Annotated in this window: 30 protein-coding genes and 5 pseudogenes; 23 read left to right on the top strand and 12 right to left on the bottom strand. The window is 56.4% G+C overall.

Annotation, left to right across the window (positions count from 1 at the left end; all coding sequences use genetic code 11):
- Nucleotides 1-55: 55 nt before the first annotated feature.
- Nucleotides 56-683, top strand: a pseudogene (locus tag ACIQJ2_RS00590) (SDR family oxidoreductase); the annotation flags it as partial.
- Nucleotides 684-819: 136 nt separating this feature from the next.
- Nucleotides 820-1,041 carry a hypothetical protein gene (locus ACIQJ2_RS00585; RefSeq protein ID WP_400666625.1) on the top strand — a complete coding sequence of 74 codons (222 nt, stop codon included), beginning with the start codon at nucleotides 820-822 and terminating at the stop codon, nucleotides 1,039-1,041.
- A gap of 29 nt (nucleotides 1,042-1,070) precedes the next feature.
- Here the strand turns inward: ACIQJ2_RS00585 and ACIQJ2_RS00580 are convergent, their stop codons facing one another.
- The 6 genes from ACIQJ2_RS00580 to groES form a co-directional block, all read right to left on the bottom strand.
- Nucleotides 1,071-3,275, bottom strand: coding sequence for a glycogen debranching N-terminal domain-containing protein (locus tag ACIQJ2_RS00580; RefSeq protein ID WP_400666626.1), 2,205 nt, complete (start codon nucleotides 3,273-3,275; stop codon nucleotides 1,071-1,073).
- 16 nt (nucleotides 3,276-3,291) lie between these two features.
- Nucleotides 3,292-4,386 carry a glycosyltransferase family 4 protein gene (locus tag ACIQJ2_RS00575; RefSeq protein WP_400666628.1) on the bottom strand — a complete coding sequence of 365 codons (1,095 nt, stop codon included), beginning with the start codon at nucleotides 4,384-4,386 and terminating at the stop codon, nucleotides 3,292-3,294.
- 86 nt (nucleotides 4,387-4,472) lie between these two features.
- The gene (locus ACIQJ2_RS00570; RefSeq protein WP_400666630.1) at nucleotides 4,473-4,895 is read right to left on the bottom strand and encodes a hypothetical protein; all 423 of its coding nucleotides are present in this window, start codon (nucleotides 4,893-4,895) and stop codon (nucleotides 4,473-4,475) included.
- 31 nt (nucleotides 4,896-4,926) lie between these two features.
- On the bottom strand, nucleotides 4,927-5,187 hold the full coding sequence (locus ACIQJ2_RS00565) for a hypothetical protein (protein WP_400666846.1): 261 nt from the start codon (nucleotides 5,185-5,187) through the stop codon (nucleotides 4,927-4,929).
- Nucleotides 5,188-5,247: 60 nt separating this feature from the next.
- Nucleotides 5,248-6,873: a chaperonin GroEL gene (groL, locus tag ACIQJ2_RS00560; RefSeq protein WP_400666633.1), complete on the bottom strand. Its 1,626-nt coding sequence runs from the start codon at nucleotides 6,871-6,873 to the stop codon at nucleotides 5,248-5,250.
- A 60-nt stretch (nucleotides 6,874-6,933) separates the two neighbouring features.
- Nucleotides 6,934-7,248, bottom strand: coding sequence for a co-chaperone GroES (gene groES, locus ACIQJ2_RS00555; RefSeq protein ID WP_400666635.1), 315 nt, complete (start codon nucleotides 7,246-7,248; stop codon nucleotides 6,934-6,936).
- Between the two features lie 276 nt (nucleotides 7,249-7,524).
- Between groES and ACIQJ2_RS00550 the strand changes: the two genes are divergently transcribed.
- The 13 genes and pseudogenes from ACIQJ2_RS00550 (at nucleotide 7,525) to ACIQJ2_RS00490 (ending at nucleotide 14,389) form a co-directional block, all read left to right on the top strand.
- Nucleotides 7,525-7,797 carry an usg protein gene (locus ACIQJ2_RS00550; protein WP_400666637.1) on the top strand — a complete coding sequence of 91 codons (273 nt, stop codon included), beginning with the start codon at nucleotides 7,525-7,527 and terminating at the stop codon, nucleotides 7,795-7,797.
- Between the two features lie 92 nt (nucleotides 7,798-7,889).
- Nucleotides 7,890-8,174: pseudogene (locus ACIQJ2_RS00545) on the top strand (hypothetical protein); the annotation flags it as partial.
- A 248-nt stretch (nucleotides 8,175-8,422) separates the two neighbouring features.
- A complete protein-coding gene (locus tag ACIQJ2_RS00540) occupies nucleotides 8,423-8,896 on the top strand; it encodes an Hsp20 family protein (protein ID WP_400666639.1) in 474 nt (157 codons plus the stop codon).
- A 78-nt stretch (nucleotides 8,897-8,974) separates the two neighbouring features.
- A complete protein-coding gene (locus ACIQJ2_RS00535) occupies nucleotides 8,975-9,274 on the top strand; it encodes a DUF982 domain-containing protein (protein WP_400666641.1) in 300 nt (99 codons plus the stop codon).
- A 9-nt stretch (nucleotides 9,275-9,283) separates the two neighbouring features.
- Complete coding sequence (locus ACIQJ2_RS00530; protein ID WP_400666643.1) at nucleotides 9,284-9,562, top strand: hypothetical protein; 279 nt, start codon at nucleotides 9,284-9,286, stop codon at nucleotides 9,560-9,562.
- Nucleotides 9,563-9,916: 354 nt separating this feature from the next.
- A complete protein-coding gene (locus ACIQJ2_RS00525; protein ID WP_037135461.1) occupies nucleotides 9,917-10,126 on the top strand; it encodes a cold-shock protein in 210 nt (69 codons plus the stop codon).
- A gap of 123 nt (nucleotides 10,127-10,249) precedes the next feature.
- Nucleotides 10,250-10,474, top strand: a complete 225-nt coding sequence (locus ACIQJ2_RS00520; protein ID WP_400666645.1) for a hypothetical protein — start codon at nucleotides 10,250-10,252, stop codon at nucleotides 10,472-10,474.
- A gap of 29 nt (nucleotides 10,475-10,503) precedes the next feature.
- On the top strand, nucleotides 10,504-10,884 hold the full coding sequence (locus ACIQJ2_RS00515; protein ID WP_400666647.1) for a DUF6481 family protein: 381 nt from the start codon (nucleotides 10,504-10,506) through the stop codon (nucleotides 10,882-10,884).
- 91 nt (nucleotides 10,885-10,975) lie between these two features.
- Complete coding sequence (locus ACIQJ2_RS00510) at nucleotides 10,976-11,251, top strand: hypothetical protein (protein ID WP_400666649.1); 276 nt, start codon at nucleotides 10,976-10,978, stop codon at nucleotides 11,249-11,251.
- Nucleotides 11,252-11,392: 141 nt separating this feature from the next.
- On the top strand, nucleotides 11,393-11,785 hold the full coding sequence (locus ACIQJ2_RS00505) for a PAS domain-containing protein (protein WP_400666651.1): 393 nt from the start codon (nucleotides 11,393-11,395) through the stop codon (nucleotides 11,783-11,785).
- Nucleotides 11,785-12,180 carry an HWE histidine kinase domain-containing protein gene (locus ACIQJ2_RS00500; protein ID WP_400666653.1) on the top strand — a complete coding sequence of 132 codons (396 nt, stop codon included), beginning with the start codon at nucleotides 11,785-11,787 and terminating at the stop codon, nucleotides 12,178-12,180. Before ACIQJ2_RS00505 ends, ACIQJ2_RS00500 begins: the two co-directional genes overlap by 1 nt.
- A gap of 510 nt (nucleotides 12,181-12,690) precedes the next feature.
- Nucleotides 12,691-13,767, top strand: coding sequence for a sensor histidine kinase (locus tag ACIQJ2_RS00495; RefSeq protein ID WP_400666654.1), 1,077 nt, complete (start codon nucleotides 12,691-12,693; stop codon nucleotides 13,765-13,767).
- A gap of 76 nt (nucleotides 13,768-13,843) precedes the next feature.
- Nucleotides 13,844-14,389 carry an IS6 family transposase gene (locus ACIQJ2_RS00490; RefSeq protein ID WP_400666657.1) on the top strand — a complete coding sequence of 182 codons (546 nt, stop codon included), beginning with the start codon at nucleotides 13,844-13,846 and terminating at the stop codon, nucleotides 14,387-14,389.
- Nucleotides 14,390-14,534: 145 nt separating this feature from the next.
- On the opposite strand, the pseudogene ACIQJ2_RS00485 reads toward ACIQJ2_RS00490, so the two are convergent.
- Nucleotides 14,535-15,560, bottom strand: a pseudogene (locus ACIQJ2_RS00485) (IS110 family transposase).
- An 88-nt stretch (nucleotides 15,561-15,648) separates the two neighbouring features.
- On the opposite strand from ACIQJ2_RS00485, the pseudogene ACIQJ2_RS00480 reads away from it, so the two are divergent.
- Nucleotides 15,649-15,990: pseudogene (locus tag ACIQJ2_RS00480) on the top strand (DDE-type integrase/transposase/recombinase); the annotation flags it as partial.
- A gap of 243 nt (nucleotides 15,991-16,233) precedes the next feature.
- On the opposite strand, the gene ACIQJ2_RS00475 reads toward ACIQJ2_RS00480, so the two are convergent.
- Entirely contained in the window at nucleotides 16,234-16,815 is a 582-nt protein-coding gene (locus tag ACIQJ2_RS00475; protein ID WP_400666659.1) for a flavodoxin family protein, read from the bottom strand.
- A 125-nt stretch (nucleotides 16,816-16,940) separates the two neighbouring features.
- A complete protein-coding gene (locus ACIQJ2_RS00470) occupies nucleotides 16,941-17,363 on the bottom strand; it encodes a DoxX family protein (RefSeq protein WP_400666661.1) in 423 nt (140 codons plus the stop codon).
- A 121-nt stretch (nucleotides 17,364-17,484) separates the two neighbouring features.
- Between ACIQJ2_RS00470 and ACIQJ2_RS00465 the strand changes: the two genes are divergently transcribed.
- Nucleotides 17,485-18,396: a LysR family transcriptional regulator gene (locus tag ACIQJ2_RS00465; protein ID WP_400666663.1), complete on the top strand. Its 912-nt coding sequence runs from the start codon at nucleotides 17,485-17,487 to the stop codon at nucleotides 18,394-18,396.
- A gap of 328 nt (nucleotides 18,397-18,724) precedes the next feature.
- Here ACIQJ2_RS00465 and ACIQJ2_RS00460 read toward each other — a convergent pair whose 3' ends face one another.
- The 3 genes from ACIQJ2_RS00460 to ACIQJ2_RS00450 all read right to left on the bottom strand — a co-directional run bounded on the left by ACIQJ2_RS00460 (nucleotide 18,725) and on the right by ACIQJ2_RS00450 (nucleotide 20,987).
- A complete protein-coding gene (locus ACIQJ2_RS00460) occupies nucleotides 18,725-18,976 on the bottom strand; it encodes a hypothetical protein (protein WP_400666665.1) in 252 nt (83 codons plus the stop codon).
- 1,380 nt (nucleotides 18,977-20,356) lie between these two features.
- A complete protein-coding gene (locus ACIQJ2_RS00455) occupies nucleotides 20,357-20,674 on the bottom strand; it encodes an NIPSNAP family protein (protein WP_400666667.1) in 318 nt (105 codons plus the stop codon).
- A gap of 58 nt (nucleotides 20,675-20,732) precedes the next feature.
- Entirely contained in the window at nucleotides 20,733-20,987 is a 255-nt protein-coding gene (locus tag ACIQJ2_RS00450) for a LysR substrate-binding domain-containing protein (protein ID WP_400746403.1), read from the bottom strand.
- A gap of 53 nt (nucleotides 20,988-21,040) precedes the next feature.
- Here ACIQJ2_RS00450 and ACIQJ2_RS00445 point away from each other — a divergent pair.
- The 6 genes and pseudogenes from ACIQJ2_RS00445 to ACIQJ2_RS00420 all read left to right on the top strand — a co-directional run.
- A pseudogene (locus tag ACIQJ2_RS00445) lies at nucleotides 21,041-21,196 on the top strand (IS110 family transposase); the annotation flags it as partial.
- A gap of 462 nt (nucleotides 21,197-21,658) precedes the next feature.
- Complete coding sequence (locus ACIQJ2_RS00440; RefSeq protein WP_400666863.1) at nucleotides 21,659-21,790, top strand: hypothetical protein; 132 nt, start codon at nucleotides 21,659-21,661, stop codon at nucleotides 21,788-21,790.
- Nucleotides 21,791-21,881: 91 nt separating this feature from the next.
- Nucleotides 21,882-23,324 carry an ATPase domain-containing protein gene (locus ACIQJ2_RS00435; RefSeq protein WP_400666671.1) on the top strand — a complete coding sequence of 481 codons (1,443 nt, stop codon included), beginning with the start codon at nucleotides 21,882-21,884 and terminating at the stop codon, nucleotides 23,322-23,324.
- A complete protein-coding gene (locus ACIQJ2_RS00430; RefSeq protein WP_400666673.1) occupies nucleotides 23,321-24,361 on the top strand; it encodes a sensor histidine kinase in 1,041 nt (346 codons plus the stop codon). The genes ACIQJ2_RS00435 and ACIQJ2_RS00430 overlap by 4 nt, the downstream gene beginning before the upstream one ends.
- A gap of 169 nt (nucleotides 24,362-24,530) precedes the next feature.
- Entirely contained in the window at nucleotides 24,531-24,902 is a 372-nt protein-coding gene (locus ACIQJ2_RS00425) for a response regulator (RefSeq protein WP_400666675.1), read from the top strand.
- A gap of 214 nt (nucleotides 24,903-25,116) precedes the next feature.
- A complete protein-coding gene (locus ACIQJ2_RS00420) occupies nucleotides 25,117-25,344 on the top strand; it encodes an SDR family oxidoreductase (RefSeq protein ID WP_400666677.1) in 228 nt (75 codons plus the stop codon).
- The last annotated feature ends 173 nt before the right edge of the window (nucleotides 25,345-25,517 follow it).

Here is a 25,517-nt window from a genome sequence, read left to right as displayed (position 1 = left end):
ATGTGGGTCACTAATTTGGTAGGTGTCGACTGAACCCCAATCCGGAGTAACCACCATGACCATTCTCCTTACTGGCGCTATATGGCCGTGTCGGCCACCATGTCGTCGACTGGCTCGTCAAGCGCGGCATCAAGGTTCGCGTGCTGACCCGCGATCCCTCGAAGGCCAATATCTCGGCCGGCGTCGAAGTCGCTTGGGGCGTCGACATCGATTCCCTGCGTAGCGCCTTCAATGGCGTGAGCACGCTCTTCCTTCTCAACGGTGTAACTGGCGATGTGTTCACGCAGGCGATCATCGCAATCCCCATCGCTTGCGACGCGGACGTCGGGCGGGTCGTCTATCTGTCTGTGTTCGACGCCGCTCGGGCGGTGAAAGTGCCGCATTTCGCCGCGAAGTTCGGCGCCGAGCGCATGCTCGTCCAGATGGGCTTCGGCGCCACCATCCCTCGCCCAACCTACTTCATCGACAATGCTGATAATCAAGGATGTCATCCTAAACTACGGTGTCTACCCCTATGCCATTCGGCAGCAAGGGTGTCGCCGGACGCCGCGATCGAACTGATCCGTCGCGACCAGGCCCACGGCAAGCTGCCGGTCGAAACCGTTAATTTAGTCGGCCCTAACGCGCTGACTGGTCTGTATGTGGCGACGATCTGGTCAGACATCCTCGACCGCCCTGTGGTCTGTGACTGTGAAGGACAATAGTGGTATAATTCAGTCGCTTGCGGTTTCAAAAACTTTGGATTTTGACCGGTGAAAAATTTGTATTTTTCGTGCGTGCCACCAAATTCCTCTGAAGCAAACAAAAGGAGCAATGGGTATGATAATGACCTCCGAAGACGTCATCGCCATCCTCGGACCTGTCGACGAGACGTTGATAGCTGATGTTGTGGCGACTGGTGCTAGCAAGGCTGAACTGGCGGAAGCTTTGGCATGGGTAAACAGCGACGAAGCGTTGATGCGGGAACGGCGGCCTCTGCCAACAGGTAGAACCGCCTTGTTGATCGACCTTCTTGTCTCAGACGAGGAGGAGTTGAAGTAGGCGAGGCGTATCTCTGGAAGCGGCCTCGTCTAAGCGGTCGTCAATACGCGAATTTGGCCCCGGCGACCGAGGGTGTCTACAACGACGCTTCGTCCAGAGCGACGTATCGCGACATCGGCCGAGCCGTTGCCGACCTGCAGGTGTCTTAGGATCACCTCATCGAGGAACAGAGGGAGTTGCGGCTGGTTGAAGCTGATGATCTGGGCATTGGGCTCGAAGTTCAGGCCGAGACAGGACTGAAGCAGAAAGAGGGGTGCTGCCGCCGCCCACGCCTGCGGAGAGCAGGCAACAGGATAGAAAGTTGGTCCCTGAGCCCGCTGACGCGACAGGCCGCAGAAGAGTTCCGGAAGACGGCGCAAATCGATATATGTCGAAGAGGCAAACAGCCCTTCAAAAATACGTGCAACTTCGTCTCGGTAGCCGTAACGGGCGAGACCGCTGGCGATCATTGCATTGTCATGCGGCCAAACCGACCCATTGTGATAGCTCATCGGATTGTAGCGTGCCTCGGTAGAGGCGATGGTACGGATGCCCCAGCCGCAGAAGGACGAGGCGCTCATCAGGGTCCTGGCAACCTGGGGGGCTCGCTCAGGATAGGCGATACCGGTGAAGAGGGCATGGCCGACATTGGAAGAGCGCACCCTGCAAGGCTGCTTGTTCCCATCGAGCGCCAGCACGAAGGTGCCGAGTTCCTCGTCGAAGAAACTCGTATCAAAGGCACGACGAAGGCCTTCCGCTCGTGCAAGAAATTTTGCCGCACGCTCCGGTCTCCCAAGCCGGCGGAAGATCTCGGCTGCTGCCTGCCAGGCGCCATAGACATAGGCCTGGACCTCGGCAATAGCGATCGGACCTTTGGCAAGACTGCCGTCGGCGTGAAAAACAGAATCGTGACTGTCTTTCCAGGCCTGATTGATCAGCCCTTCTTCCGTCAGCCGTCCGTATTCGACGAAACCATCACCGTCGCGATCGCCGTGTTCATCGATCCAGGTGAGCGCTGCCTCGATATTCGGCAGAAGACGGTTGATCGTAGCAAGATCGCCTGTTCGTTTCAGGTACTCGCCTGCCAGCAGTACGAACAATGGTGTGGAGTCGATACTGCCATAATAGCGCCGGAAGGGCACCTCGCCCAGTTCAGCCATTTCGCCATAGCGCACTTCGTGCAGGATCTTGCCGGGCTCGGCGTCGGATGCGGGATCTACCTCGGTCGCCTGGTTCGCCGCAAGATGGCCAAGCACACCTCGTGCGATCAGCGGATCTAGCCACAGCGTTTCGTGTGCCGTGATTAGCGCGTCGCGACCGAAGACGGTGCTGAACCAGGGAATGCCGGCATAAGGATACGGGCCCTCGGGCTTGTCGGTGATCAGCATATAGAGATCGGATACGCTGCGCCGTGCCACTTCGTTGAATATCTCGTTAGACGTGACGATCGACGCGGCGCGCGAGGATGAGTAGCGCAATGCGCGGCGCGCATCCCGCAAGCCAAAGAAAAATGCCTGGTATCCTGGACGCTGGTCATTGCCTTGGTCGCAGCAGATCTGGATGAACAGTGACCGCGCTTCGTTTGGCGCCAAGTCAAGATCATAAATGACATGGCCACTCCCAAGTTCGTCTGGGCGCGGATCGAAGGACAACTGCGTGATCCGCTTCTGGTCGTCCAGGCCGTTATAGGAGAGAAGAACGCGATCCTCTTCCATTACCGCCGGAAGCTGGTGACCTTTCTTCGCCCTGACGGTTCCGCGAACCTCGAAAAGATCGGCGAAGTCCGCCCCGAACGAAATTTTGATGCGCACCTGGTGTCGTCGCTCGTCGTAGTTTCTTACGGCCAAGCGTTCGTAACAACCGGCCTTCCACAGAAAGCGTGTCCTGCGCATATGAATGAGATCATGTCCAAGTGTGAGGTTTCCCTTCTCATCAAAGAGGTCGGGATTGGTCAGATCGCAAGTTAGCGTGGCATTGTCGTCGCGCAGCGTCGACGACAGAAGCATCGGACGCTTGCCGTTGATCAACAAATGCAGATGCGAAAGGTAACGCGTGTCCCGATGGAAAATGCCTTCCGGGCTGCCGGGCCCGGAAAGCGCGTCACCATTGTGGTCGAAGACGGCAAAGGTATCGCCGTGCTTCAGGGTGCGCGGCCGTCGCTCCTGCAGCGATGCTGTGGCCGGGATGAAGAACTGTGCCACCGGCCCCTGGCCGCCTGCAGGCGTGGAACCGTCGTGTACAGAAGCGATCGACATAGTGATGGCCTCCGGATTATGCCACGACCTGCAGGTCGAGGTCTTGACCATTGCCGCGGCGTAGCGGGGCCGCCTTCATGCGAACGCCTGGCAGGTTGCGGTAGATTTCTAAATAGTCCCGCGCCATCCGTTCTGCGCTGAACCGCTTCTCGAAGGTCGCACGAACTTTCTTTCGATCCATCCGTAACGCCCATTCGACGTTCTCGGCCGCTTCCGTCACGCTGTCGACGAGGATGCCCGAGATACCATTGTCGATCACCTCGGGAACTGAGCCGCATCCGAATGCAATCACCGGCGTGCCGCAAGCCATTGCTTCAATCATGACCAGTCCGAACGGCTCGGGCCAGTCGATTGGGAAGAGCAAGGCGCCGGCGTTGCCGAGGAAATCGGCCTTCTGATGCTCGTTGATCTCGCCGATGAATTCGACATTCGGATGGCTCTTGACCATCGGCTCTATCACAGTCTCCCAATAGGCCTTGTCGGCATTGTCTATCTTGGCGGCAATCTTCAGCGGCATGCCGAGCTTGGCCGCGATCTCGATGGCACGGTCCGGGCGCTTCTCAGGTGATATCCGTCCTAGGAAAGTAAGATAGTTGCCCTTTGGTTTCTCCGTAAATGGCAGCAAGTTGACTGGCAGGCCGTGGTAGACCGTTCCGGCCCAGTTGACCGGCGGCATCGGGCTGCGCTGATCGTTGGAGACCGAAACCAGCGGAAATTCGGGAAAAGCCTTGTAGAAAGGCTTGAGATCCGGCAGGTCAAGCCGTCCATGCAATGTCGTGACCGTGCGATCAGCAAAGTCTCGGATCAGCGGGAAATGCAGGAGATCGGTATGGAAGTGAAGCACATCGAATTCGTGCGCCCGCCGGCGGATTTCCTCCAGCATTACGACCTGATAGGGCAGATGATCTCTGAAGGCGGGGTTGAGCCGCAACGCGATGTCCGAGCACGCCACCAGTCTGGCGTCGGTGACAGAGTCGCCGCTGGCAAAAAGCGTGACATCATGGCCCTGGGCGACCAGTTCTTCGGTGAGATAGGAAACAATGCGCTCGGTTCCCCCATAGAGTTTGGGCGGAACACTTTCGGCGAGCGGTGCGATCTGAGCGATCTTCATCGGCAAAACCTCCTCAGTTGAGCAAAGAGTCGACGGTAAAAATCATGTTCGCGTCCTCAAGAGGGACGCGGCAGGTGCGAAGTCGTCTATATTTCGAATGGTTGTTGGCGACGGGCTCCTTTCCGATAGCTGCACAGGCCAAGGCCGCCAAACCGGTGCGAATGAACTCGGCGACGACGGCACCTGTGATTGTCTTGGTAATTGGATGCGTCCTGCTTTCCGGGTAGCCTATCAGACCGGTCCAACGTCTTCAGCGCTTCGATGATCTCGTCATAGGAGACGGCCTTGTCCGTACCGGGATAAAGGCGAAGGGCCGGAATGGATTCGATGGCGAAGATGTCGGATGCCCACGATGCAAGAATGGCGCGTTTCTCGTCCGTGCCGATTTCGTCGGCCGCAAGAACGTCTCGCGGATGACCAAAATGTTTACCCGGATGCAGCAGATGAGCGGCGCTGATTGCTGCTGCCGCGTTCACTGGTGCTGAATTTTCGAAGCTTTCCTTTCTCATCGCTTGACCCCATATGATGCCAAGTTGACGTTCATTGTTGTTTGGCTGAGTTCGGTGAAATTTCCTGACGCCTGAAGAGGCCTCGCGCGGACTCGACCATCGTTTTGAGATGGCTCGGCTCGCGAACACCTTGCCTGTATAATTCCACCGTTATGGCCGCCATCCGCTCCGCTTCCTCGGACTCCTTGGCAATTCCAGCGCCCGACCGGATGTCATCGAAAACCTGTTGACAGACGGCAAGATCACGGCTGTCGAAAGAAGTTGACGAAGTCCTCTTTATTGAATGAACCACCATTTCACCTCCTTATCGGAAGCTCGCCCGCGTCGACGGGCGAGCCTCAACGGTTACCGCTTAAAAGTCCATGCCGGCGGTCGGGAGGGCGGGTGCGGCATCCTTCTTTGGCTTCTCGGCGATCATGGCCTCGGTCGTCACCAGAAGACCGGCCACGGATGCGGCATCCTGGAGCGCGGTGCGTACGACTTTGGCAGGATCGATGACGCCCTGGGCGTAGAGATCACCATATTCGCCGGTTTGAGCGTTCCAGCCGTAGGAGAACTCACTCTTCTCACGCAGCTTGCCGACGATGACTGAGCCTTCGGCGCCGGCGTTCTCGGCGATCTGGCGAACAGGCGCTTCAATGGCGCGGCGGACAATCTCGATGCCGACCTTCTGATCCTGGTTGGCGGTCGCAAGACTGTCGAGTGCCTTGACGGCGCGCAGCAGCGCGACACCACCGCCCGGCAGGATGCCTTCCTCGACGGCTGCGCGCGTCGCATGCAACGCATCGTCGACACGGTCCTTCTTCTCCTTGACTTCAACTTCGGTCGAGCCGCCGACGCGAATTACGGCAACGCCGCCGGCGAGCTTGGCAAGACGTTCCTGCAGCTTTTCCCGGTCGTAGTCCGACGTGGTCTCGGCAATTTGCGCCCTGATCTGAGCAACGCGGCCGTCGATCTCTGCCTTGGAGCCGACGCCATCGATGATGGTGGTATTCTCCTTCTCGATCGCCACCTTCTTGGCGCGGCCAAGCATGTTGAGCGTGACATTCTCAAGTTTGATGCCGAGGTCTTCGGAGATGACGGTGCCACCGGTTAGGATGGCGATGTCTTCCAGCATGGCCTTGCGGCGATCGCCGAAGCCCGGCGCCTTCACGGCGGCGATCTTCAGGCCACCGCGCAGCTTGTTGACCACGAGCGTGGCGAGCGCTTCGCCTTCCACATCCTCGGCAATGATGACCAGCGGCTTGCCGGACTGCACCACGGCTTCGAGGACAGGCAGCATCGGCTGCAGGTTGGAGAGCTTCTTCTCGTGAATGAGAATATAGGGATCCTCGAACTCGACGCGCATCTTGTCCTGATTGGTGACGAAGTAGGGGCTGAGGTAGCCGCGGTCGAACTGCATGCCTTCGACGACTTCGAGCTCGGTTTCGGCGGTCTTGGCTTCTTCGACAGTGATGACGCCTTCGTTGCCGACCTTTTCCATCGCTTCGGCCAGATACTTGCCGATCTCTTCATCGCCATTGGCCGAGATCGTACCGACCTGGGCGATTTCGGAATTGCTGGTGATCTTGCGGGCGTTGGTCTTCAATTCCTTGACGACGGCGTCGACGGCAATATCGATACCGCGCTTGAGGTCCATCGGGTTCATCCCTGACGCGACCGCCTTGGCGCCCTCTTTGACGATCGCCTGGGCAAGAACGGTGGCAGTCGTCGTGCCGTCGCCTGCAAGGTCGTTGGTTTTCGACGCCACTTCGCGCAGCATCTGGGCACCCATGTTTTCGAACTTGTCTTCGAGCTCGATTTCCTTGGCGACCGAAACACCGTCCTTGGTGATGCGCGGCGCGCCGTAGGACTTGTCGATGACGACGTTGCGGCCCTTGGGGCCGAGCGTTACCTTTACCGCATTGGCGAGAACATCGACCCCACGCAGCATGCGTTCCCGGGCATCGGTGTTGAATTTGACTTCTTTCGCAGCCATTTGTTCACTCCTTCAATAGGCAGCTATTTGACTGAGGGGTTGATCTGTAAGGAGAGCGCCTCAGGCGGCGATCTTCTGCTCGGCCTGGGCCTCGATGATGCCCAGGACGTCGCTTTCCTTCATGATCAGCAGGTCTTCGCCGTTGATCTTGATTTCGGTGCCTGACCATTTGCCGAACAGAATGCGGTCGCCGGCCTTGACGTCGAGCGCCTGGATCTGGCCGGCGTCGTTGCGTGCACCAAGACCGACGGCGACGACTTCGCCTTCCTGCGGCTTTTCCTTGGCAGTATCAGGGATGATGATGCCGCCCTTGGTCTTTTCCTGGGATTCCACCCGGCGGACGAGAATGCGGTCATGAAGCGGTCGGAACGACATGTTTTCCTCCATTGGACAAAAAAGATGACGCAAAATCCCCTACCGGACCGGGTGACCAATCCGGACGGGTGCGAACCTCCTCTGAGCGTTCGCGGGCAAAATTTATTTTCGAGATTTTTCGATTTCAAGAGGGTCGAGAGAAAAAATTAGCACTCGATACTGTTGGCTGCTAACATGCTGGCAAGGAACAATAAACAGCATGGGACGGTTAAGAAAACCGTTGATGAAAACAAAATTTTGCGCCACCTTTGCAGTGTCATAAAACGGAGATGAAGCATGCAATTCTCATCTGACCTGGAGCGACAGCTCAATGGCTATGGATTGACGACCGCGCATATCCTCTATCGCATCCCAGACTTTGAATCCGTGCTACAAACCTATGTTTGGCAGGACTATGATCTGGCGCCTGATTTCCCCGAGATGCACAAATTCCTGGATTTTTGGCGGGCGTCGCTCGATGGGCCGCTGCACTCCGTCCGCTATACGCACCAGCGTCTGATTGGACCGAACGAATGGCGCCGTGTCGAGGGCGAGTTCAAGCTTCACTGAACTCTTGATTTCGATTTTTCCGCTTCCTAGCTCATCGACCGCCCGAGGCGTTGAACTCGGTGTGCGTCGATTGTGTATAGAGTGACACCTGCATGGAAGAGAATATCAGCATCATCAAGAGCGTTGGCATCGATGAACGCGAAGAGATCATCGTGGACTATGCCCTGTTGCTTGAGACCGCCTCAAAAGAAGCGCTGGTCTATGGAGAAGGGAAGTTCGCAATGATATCTGCCAGCATGGTAGAAGCCATGCGGGTCAATGCCGACGAATTTGCTCGCGATAATCCTGAAAAGACCGAACGTGTGCTGCAGCAGGCCAGCGCGATGATGGCGCAGTTCAAGGCTGCGTATCCCCATCGGGCAGTCGATCCGTCCATTGAAGGGCGGTGGGGCAGACTTGTCGGCGCGTGGACGGGGTGGGGCATTTTACCGGCAAAGATGCGAGAGAATGAAGTCGAAAATCGCCTGATCTTACTTGGGATGAAATTTTTGCGCCACGGATCTTGAATCCGAAATTCTAAAAAACCAAATCGTTTTTCGCCAGCTGCTGAAGATTGAGCTGGCCTTGCTGGAAGCGCCGCCTTTCGGCGCTTCTGTACCCATGTTGCTTCAAAGAGGATATGGCTATGGCAACATCTTACGACTACGCACCGCTCTTCCGCTCGAGCGTCGGCTTCGATCGGGTCTTCAATCTTCTCGAAAACGCCCAGCGCGCCCGCTCGATCAGCGACTGGCCGCCTTATGACATCGTCAAGACCGGCGACGACAGCTACCGGATCTCGATCGCGGTCGCAGGTTTTGCCCAGGATGATCTCGACATCACCTTCCAGTCCAACCTGCTGACTGTCACCGGAAAGAAGCAGGAGGCCGCCAATGAGGGCTACCTGCATCGCGGCATCGCCGGGCGCCCGTTCGAGCACCGTTTCGAGCTTGCCGACCATGTGCGGGTGAACGGCGCGGATCTCAGCAATGGTCTTCTGTCGATCGATCTTGTTCGTGAAATCCCGGAAGCCCTGAAGCCGAGGAAGATTTCGATCCAGACCACGCCGCCCTTAACGTCGGTCGCCCCGCCTCAGATCGAAGCGCAGAAGGCGGCTTGATCGTTAAGTTCATCCAGTGGGGCAGGGGCGCCATTGCGGTGGCGCCCGTCAACATTCCGGGTTGGGAAGGAGAGAGCAATGAAACCCGATATGTTCAGAAAACCCGTCACCATTCTGGTCGCCCTGGGCTTCCCTGCGGAGGTTCGCAACGTCATGGATGCTTACCGGCACCTTGCCGCATGGCCTACATCGTTCAGGGACACGGCGCACTCTGTCGCTATGAAGGCGTGTCAGGCGGCGCTTAACGGGAAAATCGAAGCAGAGACGGCACGCGGCCTGTTCGCAGCATTTGCGGCGAAGCATGATCTGCTGGCTCCCGAAACGCCAGCAATTGCTGCCTCTCGCGTTCGATGCGACCGCGATCCCCACGTGCAATGAGGCGATGTCATGGAAAACGCCATCTTGCGGCATGCGGTCGACTGTGCAGTCACCATGGGCCCTGCAGTATTGATGCCAGGCATGCAACTCCGGCGACCGATGGATGTCTTGAGATCCCCATCTATCTCGGTCGATGACAAACGCGCGATCCTTGCCGCGTGGGCATCTGACTTCTATGCGGTCGATTCAAAGCCGGCTTTTCGACAATTGCCAGGGTTGGATGAGCTTATCTCAATCGACGAGATTCAGTCTGCTCTCAAAGAACTAGACGGGCTGCATCATTCGTAGAGGGCCCCCACGGGGGTTCCAGGTCGCGGACGCGTCCGAATTTCGAGCGACCCGCGACCGTTCTTGCTGGTGGTGGCTTATTCAGCGCTCGATGAATTCGGCACATTGGCTGTTACCGTTCTTCTACGCTGTCGCGCAACTCTTGCGCGCAGTCGATGGCTATCAAAAAACTAATCGTTGACGGAACGTTACAATTCGCATAATGGTGCGTCATCGATCTTTTGCTTGCCGAGCTTTGTCTACCGCGCGATTGGCACCGCGCTCTAAGCGAACTTCTCTTTCAAAAATAGTCGGTTTTTATCTGCGTGGCACCCGCTCCGCAGTCCCTCACTCTATGCTTTGAAAGGGTTCATCATGACCACTGGCACAGTAAAATGGTTTAATTCCACCAAGGGCTTCGGCTTTATCCAGCCTGACAACGGCGGCGCTGACGCCTTCGTTCATATTTCCGCTGTCGAGCGCGCCGGAATGCGCGAGCTGGTCGAAGGCCAGAAGATCGGTTTTGAACTCGAGCGCGACAACAAGTCGGGCAAGATGTCGGCCTGCAATCTGCAGAACGCTTAATCGATATCTGCTTTCCTTTGACCACGGATGTACTGGCATCGCCGGAAGCAATTATCAATTTGAGGCCAGGCAGTTCGCCTGGCCTTTTTCGTTTTGCGCCACAGCCAAGATCAAGGACATTCAATGACCGAGACATATAGTAAATCCCGCCAGCAGGCCGAGACAGCCTTCGGCAATCTCCAGACGGAGTTCTTCGCCAAGAACAACGCGGCGGAAGAGCTCGAATCTGTGGCCAAGGCGCGTGATGCCAAAACGTTCAGGTTGCGGCAAGCGCGGCTGGCCAAGGAGCAAGCGGCGCGCATGTCCGCAACATCCGCGCTACTTGCCAAACGATCCAATGCCGGCTGATCATCAAATACGAATAGCAGGATAAAAATTTGAGACACGCCAGAAACAACGAACTTACCGACCGACGCTCCGCTGCTGCGGAGGCCAAGGCATCTCTTCTCACGGCCTACCGAGCTGCAAAGACGGCGGCCGAGCCGTCACAAGCTACCAGACAGGCCGAGCGCATCTCGCGTGTTGAAGCGCGCGAGGCGCGCCGTGCGGAACGGGAACTACTGAAACATGAGGAGCGCATCCGGGTCGAGACCCTTGCGGCTCAAGAACAGGCGGCCATCGAGGCAGCCGCCGCGGCCGAGATCGAGGCGCGACACTCGGCCGAGAATGCCCGGATATCGCGGGTTGTTCAAGATGAGGCCGCTCGCAAGGCTGAACGCGACAGACGTTATGCCGCCCGCAAGGCTCGGCAGGCTTAACGTTCAGGCACCCACCCTCGGCCGGATGGGTCCGTAAAATCAGGGCATGACCTAGTCATGCCCGAACTTACTCATTTCTCAGGAGCCAACCATGGCACCGAATACGAACGAGCTTCAGGCGATCAACACGGCCTGGCAAATTGCGATCCAGGAAATCCTGCGCATGGTCATCAGAGACTTGTATCATGCCGGCGGTGAGGCGTCATTTAACATGCATATCAAGCGGATCGAAGAAGCTGCAGTCGATAGTATCTACACGGATTTGAGGCTTCGCGGCACTGACGAGTGGACTGAAGTGCTGGTCAAGGAGAGGGCTAGCAATTTCGTGACGACGTTGCTGACCTCATTTACCTACAACCGTGCCTGATCACGATAGGCGGTCATCCGAGCCGCTAATCTCTGAGTAAGCGATATCGTGCCTGGACTATCTTATCGTTTGCGAGGTTGATCTATCGGGCTCCTTGCTAGATCACACCGAAGTATGCTTCAGCAAGCCAAGCGGTCGGGTATGGATGAACATAGCGCAGAACGCCTCGCAGCCATCGTCGAGTCTTCCTTCGACGCGATCATCAGTAAGAACCTTTCCGGCACGATCGTCAGCTGGAATAAGGCGGCCGAACGCATGTTCGGCTATGCGGAAACCGAGGTTATTGGAAAGCCGATCTATCTGATCATTCCCCATGACAATCGGAATGAAGAGGCGGACATCTTGCTCCGGCTGAAGATGGGCGAGAGGATCGAACCCTTCCAGACGACGCGCCGCCACCAAGACGGCCGGATGGTCCCGATCTCGATCACCATCTCTCCAATCAAAAGCCGTGGCGGCGAACTCGCGGCGCATCCAGCATCGCCGGCGACATCTCGGAGACACGCGAAAGCGACCGCAGGCTTCGCCTTTTAATGCGAGAAATCAATCATCGCGTCAAAAATCAATTCGCAGTCGTGCTGGCTGTGATCAGGCAGACTGCAACATGCTCTCGATCAATCGAAGATTTTGAGAAGCGGGTTCGAGAACGCATCATGGCACTTTCTTATTCGCATGATCGTCTTTCGCAGGTCGATTGGGCCGGCGTCAGGTTTACCGACCTCTTGGCGCACCAACTCCGACCCTTCGAGGGGTTACAGACCGTCGGGGTTTTCGGCCCGGAAATCTCTCTGGACGCCAATGCGGTTTCTCAATCTCGGCATGGCCTTCCGCGAGCTCATCATCAATGCGATACGCTTCGGGGCCACGGATGCTGGCGGCATATCCGTTACGTGGAGGCTAACGAGCGAAGAAGGCGAAGGCATATTTGAGCTCGTTTGGTCAGAACCGACGGCGGCTAATGCCGATTTACTGGCGCAGGAATAGGGGTTTGGCGCCCTGGTTCTCGGCAAGCTGGTGCTATTCACTTTGCCCGGCCAGGCGAAATGGAGTGTCGCGAACGGGCTGATCGTCTGGAAGCTGACAGCGCCGCTTGCACGCATCCAGATCGGGTTGGGATCTTCGGTTTCCCTCTGACTATACCAGAAGCAAGCCGACTGGGTGTCTGCAACATCCGCGCTGCTTGCCGGACGATCCAAGCTCGCTTAAAGATTTGGGACACGCCAAAGAGCATCACGACTCTTCAAGGAATGCGAGCGCATCGCTCTTGTCAAAGCTCGAGATGCGAACTGGGCGCAACCGGGAACAATCGACGCTTGAGGAGCGCCGAAACCCGGTCAAAGAATCACTTCCCAAGGTTTGCGTTCCAAAAATCGAAATCCCTTAGCTCCGCGCTATCCGGCATGATAAGCAGCGCAGGATAAAGGTTGTGAGTACTGGAAATGACCGAAACCGAACAATCACCGATGAGCCCTGAAACGGTGGCGGACCTTCCCCATCTTGATGATGCGTTGGATGATCACCGTTTCCGCCAATTCCTAGACCACGTACCGTTCGGAGTGGCCGTGGCTGAACTCGCGTCGAACGAGGTGCTTGTATACGCCAATATTGAATTCGAGCGTTTGATGGGGGTCTCAGCGGATGAGCTGCAGGGCAAGCCATGGTCATCGCTTCCGCCGGCGCGTTCTGTGGGTGGAGACCAGGACCTCGCGACTGCCATGGTGGCCGGCGAGGAGTATCTCGGGACGTTTGCGAGATGTTCCAGGACGGAGCCGCAGTCGCAGTTTGACGCTTGGTCGAATATAATCGTTGATGACGCTGGCACCCCTCTCTTTCGTCTTGTCGCAATCGCGACTACAAAAAGTGGCCAAACCGGGACTGACCTGGCCACTTCGCTGCCCGAAAAGGACCTGCTGCTCAAAGAATTGCAGCATAGGGTCAAAAACAATCTTCAAATGATTACAGCGCTGATCCGTATGGAAGCGCGGAATGCGCAAAGTCCGGATGAAGGCGAGCGCTTCAACCGACTTGCAGGCCGGCTAGACGCGCTAACGATCCTCTACCGTTCCCTTTCCGATACCTACGCGGATGAGACTGTCGATCTGGGGACATATGTCAGCCAGATTGCTTCGGCGGTTATGGCCGCGCATGCAGTTCAGGGTATTAGGCTTGATATGAAAGTCGACACCTGGCCTGTTTCCGTCAATATTGCGATGCCGGTCGGTTTGGTCGTCAACGAGCTGATGGCGAACGCGCTCAAACATGCATTCAAGGATCGTGAGGGTGGCGAGATCGTCCTGCGCTGCGTCGTGGATGATGCGGGCTGCAGGATCTCGGTTGCAGACGATGGCATCGGTCTCAGCAGTCCGTCCGACTGGCCGCGGCGGGGAAAACTCAGCGCAATGATCGTGCAATCGATCAAGCAGAACGCCAAGGCGGATATTCAGGTCGATTCAACGCCTGGCGTGGGCATGAAGGTCACCATCGTATTCGAAAAGCGCGAAGCAGATCGGGCTTAGGTCGGCATTTTTGGCTCTGTTGCAAAAATTCCTATGCTATCCGAAAGAGCGCTGGCAATTTTCAGCGAGACTTTTGGTGAGCGATTTCAAGTGGCGCCATTTTCAGGGCGAGATTATCCTTTGGGCGATCCGCTGGTATTGCCGCTATGGAGTCAGCTATCGCGACCTTGAGCAAATGATGGGCGAGCGAGGTGTGCCGGTCGATCATTCCACCGTCTATCGGTGGGTCCAGAAATGCGCGCCCGAGATCGAGAAGCGGCTGCGTTGGCACTGGCGCCGGCCGCAGTCAACAAGCTGGCGTGTCGACGAAACCTATGTGAAGGTTCGTGGGCAATGGCCTTACCTTTACCGTGCGTCGATAAATTCGGCAACACGATCGATTTCTATCTGTCTCCGACCCGCAAATGCCAAAGCGGCCAAGCGTTTTCTGGGCAAGGCCTTGAACGGCCTGAAGGACTGGGAAAAGCCAACTACAATCAACACCGACAAGGCTCCATGTGTGGATGCCCCGGTTCATGCAAGCGGTTTTCGAACATTTCCGGCATGTGATCGGGTGCGGTCATGTGTCAGGCCTTTCGCGCGACATAAGATGCAGCCGCTGGCCGTCATGGAGATACGCTGATCAGGCGCAAATCAACTTAACGAGCTTTCCACTCTTGGAGCCTCGGTGCATTTCCTGATCCCGATCGAACCGATCATTTGCCCTTGATGTTCACGACCTCCTCACATGCCTGCTTATCCAGTCCTATAGCTGCGCGATCGATTGATCAGACAGCCACGACTGGATTCCGGTAATCTTCATTCTTCGTCAACATGGCCCAGATCGAGCGTGCCATCTTGTTCGCCAGCGCCATCGCGACCAGCATAATGGGCTTCCGTTCTATCATTCTGTGCAACCAAGATCCTGTTTGTGCTCCTCGGCGCGAGGCCCATTGGATGACAGCCATAGCGCCAATGATCAGCAGCCTGCGGATGTCTCGTTGCCCCATCTTTGACGTTCGACCAAGTCGTTGCTTCCCTCCGGTCGAGTGCTGGACAGGGACCAACCCCAACCAAGCCGCAAAGTCACGGCCGCGTTTGAAGGTCTTCATTGGTGGAGCGAAGGCCTCTACTGCCATAGCGGTTATCGGTCCGACACCTGGCATGGTCTGAAGGCGACGCGTTTCCACCCCGCGTTGGGCTTCGCTACGGAGCACCTTCTCGAGATCTGTGATCTTTCGGCTCTATTGCTCGATTTGTTCGAGATAGAGGTTGCCGATGTCACGCACCAAAATAGGTAGCGATTGACTGGGGTCAGCGATTGCGGCGGCCAACGTCTTCAAGTGTGCTGGGCCCTGTGGCGCAACAACACCGTGCTCAGCAAGATGCCCACGCAAGGCATTGATCAATTGTGTGCGCTGCCGGACAAGAAGATCACGCGTGCGGAAGACCGCCGATCTCGCTTGTTGCTCCTCGGTTTTGACGGTAACGAAGCGCATGGTCGGCCGAGATGCGGCCTCAGCAATAGCCTCCGCATCGGCCGTGTCGTTCTTTTGACGCTTTACATACGGCTTGACGTAGGTCGGAGGGATCAGCCGCACGTCATGGCCGAGACCGCCGATGGCACGACCCCAATCATGGGCACTCGCACAAGCTTCCATTGCAACTATGCAGCTCGGTTGGGCGGAGAGAAACGGAAGAAGCTGAGCCCGCGTCAATCTCTTCCGGAATGCGACACCGCCGTCGGCGCGGGCGCCATGGGCATGGAAGACGCGCTTCGCCAAATCGATACCGATGATGGTGACGTTGTCCATATCAATTCTCCTAACTGTGACATTGCCAGCATTGCCAATCTGCCACATCGCGACAGAGGCGGGAGGGGCATCCACTCCATCAACTTAAGGCATCGCGATTGCAGAATTGAAAGCCGAAGGCAAATGCCCCGGTGAGCTTGCGCATCGGCAGGTCAAATATCTCAACAATGTCGTCGAAGCCGATCACGGCAAGCTCAAACAGTTGATCAGACCGGTGAGAGGGTTCAAGACGCTGAAAACGGCCTATGCGACGATCAAGGGCTTCGAGGTCATGCGCGCTCTACGCAAGGGCCACGAGGCCATTTTCAACCTGACGGGCGACGTCCGTGGTGAAGCCCGCATCGTTGAACGCGCCTTCGGCATTGGACCCAGCGCGTTGACGGAAGCGGTAGCGTTGCTGGCCCAGCAGCTTGAGGGCCAGGCCGCTTGACAGCGGAGAACACGGGATCTCCCAACTAAACAGAATTTCTGCAACAGAGCCCGATTATGAGACTCACCGCGCTGGCGAGGGCAGCATGTATAATGATCCGTCATTGAAGGAAGAGGAGACGATCCACCGCGATTTCAATATAGGGCACCGAGATGGATGAGAATAGCTGCGTCTGGCCCAGATGGAGAGGTTCTGCTCTCCAAATTCAATGTTTGATCTTCATATCGGAATAGCATGCTACGCTTAGTCGGTCGGTGCCCTTGCAAAATGACGGGTGAGTTCTGCGACACGGACACCATAAAGCCGAACCGTCTCAAGGTCGCCTTTCGACATTTCGCCGGGCGCCGCATCCGCGTCTGACTGTGCCATTGGCGCGATATAGGAGCCCATCCTGTTCGGATCGTCGCACCTGGATGCCTTGACATTCGCTGGCTTGACCGCGAGGCTGACCCAAATGCCGCCGTGCTGCCCAGCCAGCAGGACAAAATATTGTAACGTATTGAGCTTATCGCCATTGATACTGGCGCTGTTGGTGAAGCCGCCGAAGACCTTGTTCTTCCACCGATCCTCGAACCAGGGCTTTGAAGAGGTGTCGGCAAATTTTTTGAACTGCCAGCTCGGGCCACCCATGTAGGTTGGCGAGCCGAAGATGATGGCGTCTGCAGCATTGAGCGTTTCCCATCCATCCTCCGAGATATTGCCTTCTGCATCGATCGCGATCAGCGCGGCAGCCGCACCTTCGGCGACCGCTTCCGCCAAGCGTTTCGTGTGTCCATAGCCTGAATGATAGACGACGGCGGTGGTGATGATATGAGGTTGGGTCATGTTTTCTCCGTAAGGCTTCGGTGTTCGATTGCGTTGGCGACGCAATGGTCGGCAATGCTCGCGCGAATGGAATATTGGACGCTTGGCCGATGATGAGTGGCACTTCGTGGAGCGCATTGATGGCTTCAAGATGAAGAATTCTCGGATGATTTGCGGCTCAGGGGCAGCAGGTCGCGAATTCTCGGATCACGCAGATAAAGCCCGCCCCAGGTCAGAATGCCCAGCAGAAGCGACATGATTTCCGGCAGTGACCCTAGTTCGCCTAAGCGCACATGGGCACAAATGGCTCCTCCCAAAAAACCTGTCACGAGGATCGCTCCAAGCACTGTTGTCGCCGGCATGGCGTAGAGGAGAGCGCAGACGAGCATGATGCAGCCGAGCGCAGGGGCCAGGTTCATTGCAAAGCCGGTTTCTCGCATCATGCTCGCGATCTCGGCTGGCGCGAACAGTTGCGTTGCTCCATCTGCGAGCAAAGCTGCAACAACCACCGCGCTTGGCGACCACCGTCCTATCGAGGCAGCGCGATGGGGCTTGATAGTGTCGCGCATTCGCCGTTCTCCGCTGATGACTTCGTTCTATTTCAAGGCGTACTGTGTCCTCGAATTATGATAAAGAGCGTCAACAGGAACATGTTGTTGCTGATTTGAGTCACAATGGGGCGCCGCCGAAATGCAGAATCTTGAACCAATCCTGATTTTTGTAAGGGTCGCCGAAATGGGAAGCTTTACCCGCGGAGCCGACAGTCTGGGCATCCAAAAGGGGCGGGCTTCGGCAGCAGTTAAAGAGCTGGAGAACGATGTTGGCGTGAGGCTGCTGCATCGAACGACGCGGAGTGTGCAGTTGACGGAAGACGGGCGGGCGTTTCACGCTCGCGCTCGTGATCTGCTGGCTGATGCCGATGACCTACATTCGATGCTTGCCGGAGATCGGGCCGCGCTGCGCGGGCGTCTCCGCGTCGATTTGCCGACTGAGCTCGCCCGCACGACAATCGTGCCGGCCCTGCCGGACTTCATGACCACGTATCCCGAATTGGAATTGGAGGTTTCGAGCACAGACCGGCAAGTCGATCTGGTCCAGGAGGGGTTTGATTGCGTCCTACGCCTTGGACCGATCGGAGACGAGACATTGATTGCCCGAACGCTGGGCCGCTTGCGTATGGTGAATGCCGCCAGCCCCGCATACCTGAAGCGCTTTGGCACCCCGCATTCGCTGGAAGACTTGCAGCTTCAAGGACATCGGACGGTTCATTATGTTCGAATACTCGGTTCAAAGCCCTATGGATGGGAGTTTCCAGACCATGACAATGGTCGGTATGCGACGCTTCCGTTGCCAGGCGCGCTACGCGTGAACAGCGTTCAGACCTACGAGGCGGCTGGTCTTGCAGGCATGGGTCTAATCCAGGTAGCGCTTTCAGGAGTACGCCGGCACTTGGAGAGCGGCGCGTTGGTAGAGATACTACCAGATTTCCGTCCTGAGCCGCTCAACGTCTCCCTCGTGGTGGCCCACCGGCATAACCTGTCGCGTCGCGTCCGTGTCTTTATGAGTTGGATCGACAAGCTTTTAACGCCCTACTTCGAATAACGCCGCTTGGTCGGACCCGTCTCGCCTGCCTTAGCGCTTTGGATTCACGGACGAGTCCAGTCTTCACCTGCGTTTTGCGATGACTCAGCCAGGAATCCATACGATCATCTATTCAATGTGTTGAACTGGCCTGAACGGGTGGCGGCGAGCTTGCCATTGCGGTCACGATCTCGCAAAGCGCAACAGCTTCATGTCGCGGTCTTACGCACACGCCGTCTTGGCGGCGGTGCGGAGCGATGCGCGAGCCTGATGCCGATGCACGCCGGAGCGGGCTACATCGTCGCCGCTATTGCTCTTTGGATTGGACTAGCGCCAAGCCGTTTCCACGCTAATGCGCCTTGTTCATCCCAACCGTAAGAGCGCCGACGACCGTCTGGGTCGCGTTCCCATCGTCGGTATTTGCGACGCCACCTGCAGCATCTCGGACGAAATGCGTTCCGTCATGTGATACCGAAACAATGGCCCCAGAATAGCTGTAGCCCGGATCTGTCGGCTTCGAAGCCTTGGCATAGCTGCTCACCTCATTGTTGGAGATCAGCAAGCCGAATGCCGATGGATTGGCGGGATAGCCGATGCCCAAGGGGGGGCCCGTTATCAGATTTCCAGAGACGACAAGATCGCGCGCGGCGTCATTGGTTCTTAAGATAATTCCACAATTAGAGGCGGAATCTATTATGTTGCCGATCGCGTGGACGCTTCCCTCGATGGCAAGCCCACATCCATCGGTATTCTTGTTTGCGCCATTTATCCCCGATATCTGATTGGCAATGACAGTGACACGGCGATTTACGCCATCATAGCACAATCCCGAGTTCCCAACGGCGATGCCGGCTGGTCCGGACGCGATGATATTGTTTGCATATGCCCCCTGCGAGTAAAGTCTCAGGACCCGGAGCTTCAAACCAGATCGCCATCTCACCGCTTGACGCGCAATGATTGCCGGATACGATGCTATCGACCGCCGCATTCATTCGGATAGCCGAATAGGAGCAATTGTATATGTTGTTGTCCGCCATCCGGACGCCAGTCGCCTGTAGACATTGATGCCGTTGTCGAACTGACCTGTGCCGCCAGACGAATTTGATACATCGCGAATATAGTTATTTATGATGATGGAGTTGTCTCCAACCTCCCTGCTCGTCCAAAGCAATAGACCGTTGTTATGGCAATCGTCAGTATGACGATTTTCATCGGTGTCACGAACATCTGGATGTCGGCTTTCCTTAAAATAGGTGACTATTTGTACGAGATTTATCACTATGGATGACCGTTGCAGCAGGTCGTTGTGTCCACACTGCCGTCAGTTAATTCTGTTGTGATCCAATTCCTGGTATCGATCCGGTTCATTCTCGGCTTCTCGATGAGGTTCTGGCATTTCATCGAGCGTCCTATGCTTCAATTGCGCAGGAGGTTTTCCGTTATCGCCCGCCAACGGCTCGGCGAGGGGCCGCTGGACTTACCCGTTGGGTTGCCTCTGCAAGATCGTCACGAAGTCGGGACCGCAGTGGTCATCCATCCGCTTTCCAATTAGCTGAACGGTGATTTCGCATCGACAAGTGACTCCGTCTACACCGGGAATTACAAAGAGCTATTGTAGATTTCCTCGCGGAGGGTCAAGTGGATTGGGTGGCGCATAGTGGAAGCGCTCTCGGATGATCCCGACTTCTAGTAGCTGATCGTCGACTAGACCATCGGACCGCGCTCATCAGCTCGCGGCGGTGGCGAAAAAGCAGGCCAGAAGATCAGGCCATCGGCCGCTTCCGCGAGGGCGAAAGCACCAAGATCATTTGGCCATGCGAGGGTTGGGCTGGTGCGTGCGGCTCACACTCACCCGGTCAGCGTGGCGACGCGCCGCAGCGTGGGCGCTGATCGCGAGTCTACTCCTTCTTATCATGCTGCGCGCATGATATTCCGACATTGCTCAGAGGAAGACAAAACAAAATATGAGGGTAAAGCAGCATTAAGTTTCCGCATTTCTTGAAAGTGGCCGCATGAACGTTCGGTCGTAGCGGATCACACACCCGCTGTCATCTCGGATGCGATCTGCCTCGATGAAGCTCTGCTCTTTTCCAAAATGGGCCCGATACTCTTCATAGGCCGTAAAGCTCGGAAAGCTGAACAGAGCTAGGGCGCGATCGCTTGCTCCCTCAGAGGGAACAAAGTAGCCGTGATGCTGTCCACCGTGCAGCTCGACAAGTTCTATCCAGCGCCGCCCAAATCTCTCGAAATCGGCAATCTTCCGTGGGTCGATGATATAGTCTACTACGCAGGTAATCATCGATGCTTCCTCTAGCCAAGTGTCTGCAAGATATTCGCAGTTAGGTCCAAGTCAACGGCTACAGTCGCTGAGTCGCTCTGACCCTTCGCGGAGCGTTTTGAGTGTGTACTGGGGTTGCCGGCGACCTGGCGAAGTCGACGAAGGCCCGCAATGTCATCGGCAATTGTCTACGGCTTGGATAGTAGAGATAGAAGCCAGGATAGTACGGGCACCATTCCTCGAGAACCCGCACAAGCCGCCCCTGGTCAATTAGTTCCGCGACCTGGCCCTCGAATGCAAAGGCGACGCCTGCACCGTCGAGAGCCGCCTGCACGGCTAAATCCTGTTCGCCAAGGGTGAGCTGTCCAGAGACCTCCACGGAAAGAAGATATTGGCTGGAAAGCTCAGACGCGATTGTGCAAGCGCTACCGAGATCTATCAAAAACCGGAAAACCACAGCCTCGTGTTCTGACTGCCATTGCGCGTGAACTTGCCGGATTCATCTGGGACATTGCTCGGCACGTGCCAATCCGGGCCTCATAGTCTGCGACGTACAAGGCTCTTTCTGCCTGTGCAGCATGCTGGAGATGACGGCCAAAGATCAGGGAACCCTCGACTTGCGTTGGGATAGATATCCGTCCTTAGAGAGAGGCCAGCCCGCATCGAATATGGTCAGGCGGTGAAAATCCGCGGATGAGAGTATGATAACCATCGGTTCGGACCGCCATCTCCAGCACCGTGCACATGCTGCATCGATTGACCAACCTCGCGTCCGCGAGGTAGTCTAAATGCGCTCGGGAAACCTAAATCGCTCATGAGAACGTATAAATCAGTCCAACTTTTTATCCGCACCCTCGATGCACCTTTGGGGGAAGTATGCTCAGCCATGATCTCTCCTTCTGATGCGTGCCGGCTCGGCGACGATCGGCTTCCCGAGCTTCGACGGGCTCGATTAACCGCAAGCTCGCTAGGGCGCTGGTGCGGCTTGCTCCGCCGGAGCTTGAAATGCCGGAGATATCCTTCAAGGATCTGCCGCTTTACAGCTACGACTATGAGAGACCGGTAATGTCTCTCGGGTCACGCAGCGTACAGGAGCGGCGGCATGAGGTCGATAATCAGGAGGTATACGGTTATTGATAATTTGCGAAACGCAAATATATCTGCAATGCCTTTTGCTTGGATGCGAAATTGATTTCGAGACTGCGCGAAGCGTCTGAATGGAGATGACATGCCAAAACGGAAAGTGCCGACTATAGTCAGCACGGGTATCGCAGGCCTAAACGAAATTCTCCGCGGCGGCCTGCCAACATCCAATCTTTACATGTTGCAGGGATTGCCAGGATCCGGCAAGACAACAGCTGCAATACAGTTCTTGCGCGCGGGTGTGGAAGCGGGGGAAAGCTGCATCTACGTCACGCTTTCGCAGACAGCTGCGGAACTCGAGGCCATCGCTGTATCGCACGGATGGACGCTGGATGGTATTCGCGTCGAGGAGTTGGCGACTTCTGGCACGGTCCACGAAGCCGATGATCAGAGCATATTCCTGACTGCTGATCTCCGGCTCGACGAGACCCGAAAGGCGGTTGAAGCGGCGATTGAAGAACACAAGCCCCGCCGCCTAGTATATGATTCCCTTCTCGAAATCCGTCTGATAACGGGCGACTCACCTCGGTTTCGCCGCGAGTTGATCGGCTTCAAGTCCTTCCTTGCCAAGCGCAATGTCGTAGCACTGCTGCTAGATACGCAGGTTGCCGGCTATGATCGTAGCGGCGAGGAGGTCGAGGGCCTGGCTCACGGGGTCATCCGCTTCGATAAAGCGTTGGAGGAGTATGGCGGTGTGCGCCGCCGCGTCGAGGTTTCCAAAATGCGCGGCGTTCCGGTCGCAGACGGTTATCATGATATGGCTATCCGGGAGGGCGAGGGCGTGGTGGTTTTTCCTCGGATCATGCCTAGTATGGCGTCGGAAACGACGAAACCACAGCTGATCAAGTCCGGCGTCGCAGCCCTCGATGACATGTTTGGTGGTGGCCAGGAAGCTGGCACGACGACGCTGGTGATCGGACAGTCGGGCACCGGCAAGTCGACGATGTCGTCTCTCTATGCCACAGCAGCGCTCGAACGTGGGGAAAATGTCGCGCTATTTCTGTTTGAAGAGCGGTTGGAGACCTTCTTCCGCCGCTCTGAAGGCTTGGGCATGCAGCTGAGGCAATTCCATAAGGATGGCAGGCTCATCCTACGCGATTTCAGCCCGAACGAAATCTCGCCTGGTGAGTTCGGCCAGATAGTTCAGGATGCAGTCACGCAGAATAAGGCGCGCGTCGTGGTCATCGACAGCTTGACCGGGTATCTGAACTCGCTGCCGCATCGGGAAAAGGCGGTTCGAGATATTCAATCACTTCTCAAGTTCCTCGCCCGGTCCGGAGTGCTGACGATGCTGATCGTTGCCCAGCACGGCTTGATTGGTCAAAATGTGGGCATTGACGTGGATGTCAGCTTCCTTGGCGACACTGTTCTTCTCCTGCGCATGATGGAGCATGAAGGCCGCCTGCGCCGAAACATCACAGTTGTCAAAAAGCGCCATGGTCCACACGACCTCAATATCCAGGAACTGTTGATCGAAAGTGGTAGCGTTAGTGTCGTGGCCTATAATCCGCTTCCCGATCCGAAATGAACCAGGCGTCGAGCGAATGCGAGCTGGAATGGGTGCTCGTCGTTGCACCCCTTCGCAAGGACGCCGCCTATATCGCGGCGTTCCTGCGTGAGCATAAGATCGCAGTCAATCGAGCCACGTCAGACAAAGATCTGATCCATCAGCTATCCTTGTCACCCGGTGTCATTGTTGTTACCCATGAGGCACTGAGGCCGCCAGTCGTTGCCGCAGTCGGCGCGCATCTCGCGGTACAGCCGGACTGGTCTGAAGTGCCTATACTGGTCTTGCTGGAGCGGGCAGCACCGATCGCGCGAATTCGCAGCCAGCTTGAACGCTCGTGGCCTGGTTCGCGGCTCTTGTTTCACACGCGGCCGACCGCGCAGTTGGAACTGGTGAACAGCATACAGTCGAACCTGCTTGTGCGGTTGCGCCAAAAACAGGTGCGCGACGCCATTGAGCGAGAGGTCGAGCTACGACTGGAGCTAAACCATCGGATCAAGAATATTCTCGCCAGCGTTAGCTCAATCTTTCAGATGACGCGACGCGGCGCCGTAACGGTGGAGGAACTGGCTAAGGAGTTTGCGGGCCGGCTGCAAGCACTCTCCAAAGTGCACACAGCGGTGTTTGAGGCGGGCGAAGACGAGGTCGCGCTTTCTTCGATCGTCGAACTGACGGTATCGCCTTATAATAGCGACGGGTTGAGCCGTATCCATGCGCGCGGGCCGGATGTGTCTGTCAGTCGAAATTCCGCGACGACGATCGCCCTCTGTCTCCACGAGCTTATCACTAATGCAATCAAGTATGGCGCGCTCTCCCAGAAGGATGGGAGTGTCAATATCGTCTGGACGATTTTGGAGGACGCCGCACCGATATTCTCGCTGCAATGGTCTGAAGTAGATGGTCCCAAGGTTGTCGAGCCGACGCGGCAAGGTTACGGCACGAAGTATGTGCGCTCGGCGCTTACATCGCTGTTTGGCTCTGCTCCCGACATCACGTTTGCGCCAGAGGGATTCCGATTGAGGATCGCCGGACCAGTAACTCGGCTTTCTTTGAAATAAGACAAAAGCGGATATGCACTTGGTCCCTGGATCTGGCGACGATCTGTCGAATGTTCCAATTACACTTTGAATTTAAAGCTTCGCGATGGACCCTTGTGTCGGTCCACGCGTTACCCATTTCAACGTGCCACATACCAAAAACATAGAAAATGCTTCGTTGGAGTTTGGGATGGGCTATAACGGTATCACGGTATTAGTCGTAGAGGACGAAATTCTCCTGCGCATGGATCTAGCAATGTCCCTCGAAGATCAGGGGTTTAAGGTCTATGAAGCGTCCAGTGCGGATGAAGCCATTGATATCTTGAGTGCTCATTCCGAAATCAATCTGATGTTTACCGATATTGACATGCCTGGAAGCATGGACGGGCTAAAGCTCGCGGCCGCGGTACGAGACAGATGGCCGCCGATTAAGATTATCATTACTTCCGGTCACCGCCATTTGAGCGATGATCAGCTCCCTGTCGAAGGTAAGTTTTTCGACAAGCCTTATAATGCTTCGCTCCTGATAAGCACGATGAAAGATATGGTCGGCGCTCTTTAACTATGCGCCGCGACGAGGTGAGCGTAAGAACTGAACGCAGTTCGTCAGGGCAACGAGAGGCGACTGTTAACTTGAAGTCCTCGGCCTGCCACTGGGATGCCGCTTGACAATTAACTCGAGCATCCATCGCGATGGACGATCGTGGCAAACTATGACCTCAGCTCCGATCAATTGTACGCGGCCCTAGAGCTTATCAAAGACTTTACATCACACCTTGAATATCCGAGCCAACGTCGTCGAACCCGGACCGGTCTGCACGGTACTTCAGCCGAGCGGCGCCCAGCCCAAAGCAAAGGTCGAGAATTTCGGCAAGGACGGCGATTTCGGTCGCCCTGGCCAACCTGTTGAGCTGGCGCATGTGTTTGTCCTTCTCGCGTCGCTACAGGTAAGCTTTATCAGGGGGAAGGTCTATGGCATCAGCTGCGGAAAGGGCGTTACATGAACAGGTTTTTCGTTTGGGAACTAACGCTTGAAGGTTCTAACCTTCAACGTCTTCTCGATCCAGCGAAGTTCTTCAAAAAATGGCCCGGTCTGACGCCGGGCCAAAGTTGTGGGAGCGAGCTGACCGGAAGGGATCATTGACTCGCGCAGCCTTAACGAGCGCAGATTTGATTC

Source organism: Rhizobium sp. NPDC092011 (assembly GCF_044756305.1).
Taxonomy (GTDB): Bacteria; Pseudomonadota; Alphaproteobacteria; order Rhizobiales; family Rhizobiaceae; genus Rhizobium.
The sequence above is the reverse complement of the archived record's forward strand: the minus strand, read 5'-3'. Positions and strand labels throughout refer to the sequence as shown.

Bases quoted from the DNA above. Each gene is read 5' to 3' on its own strand.
- ACIQJ2_RS00470 (WP_400666661.1), bottom strand. From the start codon at position 17,363: ATGCGCGACACTATCAAGCCCCATCGCGCTGCCTCGATAGGACGGTGG.
- ACIQJ2_RS00500 (WP_400666653.1), top strand. From the start codon at position 11,785: ATGCGAGAAATCAATCATCGCGTCAAAAATCAATTCGCAGTCGTGCTG.
- ACIQJ2_RS00455 (WP_400666667.1), bottom strand. From the start codon at position 20,674: ATGATTACCTGCGTAGTAGACTATATCATCGACCCACGGAAGATTGCC.
- ACIQJ2_RS00430 (WP_400666673.1), top strand. From the start codon at position 23,321: ATGAACCAGGCGTCGAGCGAATGCGAGCTGGAATGGGTGCTCGTCGTT.
- ACIQJ2_RS00520 (WP_400666645.1), top strand. From the start codon at position 10,250: ATGACCGAGACATATAGTAAATCCCGCCAGCAGGCCGAGACAGCCTTC.
- ACIQJ2_RS00540 (WP_400666639.1), top strand. From the start codon at position 8,423: ATGGCAACATCTTACGACTACGCACCGCTCTTCCGCTCGAGCGTCGGC.
- ACIQJ2_RS00575 (WP_400666628.1), bottom strand. From the start codon at position 4,386: ATGAAGATCGCTCAGATCGCACCGCTCGCCGAAAGTGTTCCGCCCAAA.
- ACIQJ2_RS00535 (WP_400666641.1), top strand. From the start codon at position 8,975: ATGAAACCCGATATGTTCAGAAAACCCGTCACCATTCTGGTCGCCCTG.
- groL (WP_400666633.1), bottom strand. From the start codon at position 6,873: ATGGCTGCGAAAGAAGTCAAATTCAACACCGATGCCCGGGAACGCATG.
- ACIQJ2_RS00585 (WP_400666625.1), top strand. From the start codon at position 820: ATGATAATGACCTCCGAAGACGTCATCGCCATCCTCGGACCTGTCGAC.
- ACIQJ2_RS00530 (WP_400666643.1), top strand. From the start codon at position 9,284: ATGGAAAACGCCATCTTGCGGCATGCGGTCGACTGTGCAGTCACCATG.
- ACIQJ2_RS00465 (WP_400666663.1), top strand. From the start codon at position 17,485: ATGCAGAATCTTGAACCAATCCTGATTTTTGTAAGGGTCGCCGAAATG.
- ACIQJ2_RS00425 (WP_400666675.1), top strand. From the start codon at position 24,531: ATGGGCTATAACGGTATCACGGTATTAGTCGTAGAGGACGAAATTCTC.
- ACIQJ2_RS00475 (WP_400666659.1), bottom strand. From the start codon at position 16,815: ATGACCCAACCTCATATCATCACCACCGCCGTCGTCTATCATTCAGGC.
- ACIQJ2_RS00580 (WP_400666626.1), bottom strand. From the start codon at position 3,275: ATGTCGATCGCTTCTGTACACGACGGTTCCACGCCTGCAGGCGGCCAG.
- ACIQJ2_RS00495 (WP_400666654.1), top strand. From the start codon at position 12,691: ATGACCGAAACCGAACAATCACCGATGAGCCCTGAAACGGTGGCGGAC.
- ACIQJ2_RS00550 (WP_400666637.1), top strand. From the start codon at position 7,525: ATGCAATTCTCATCTGACCTGGAGCGACAGCTCAATGGCTATGGATTG.
- ACIQJ2_RS00505 (WP_400666651.1), top strand. From the start codon at position 11,393: ATGGATGAACATAGCGCAGAACGCCTCGCAGCCATCGTCGAGTCTTCC.
- ACIQJ2_RS00510 (WP_400666649.1), top strand. From the start codon at position 10,976: ATGGCACCGAATACGAACGAGCTTCAGGCGATCAACACGGCCTGGCAA.
- ACIQJ2_RS00525 (WP_037135461.1), top strand. From the start codon at position 9,917: ATGACCACTGGCACAGTAAAATGGTTTAATTCCACCAAGGGCTTCGGC.
- groES (WP_400666635.1), bottom strand. From the start codon at position 7,248: ATGTCGTTCCGACCGCTTCATGACCGCATTCTCGTCCGCCGGGTGGAA.
- ACIQJ2_RS00570 (WP_400666630.1), bottom strand. From the start codon at position 4,895: ATGAGAAAGGAAAGCTTCGAAAATTCAGCACCAGTGAACGCGGCAGCA.
- ACIQJ2_RS00440 (WP_400666863.1), top strand. From the start codon at position 21,659: ATGCCGGAGATATCCTTCAAGGATCTGCCGCTTTACAGCTACGACTAT.
- ACIQJ2_RS00435 (WP_400666671.1), top strand. From the start codon at position 21,882: ATGCCAAAACGGAAAGTGCCGACTATAGTCAGCACGGGTATCGCAGGC.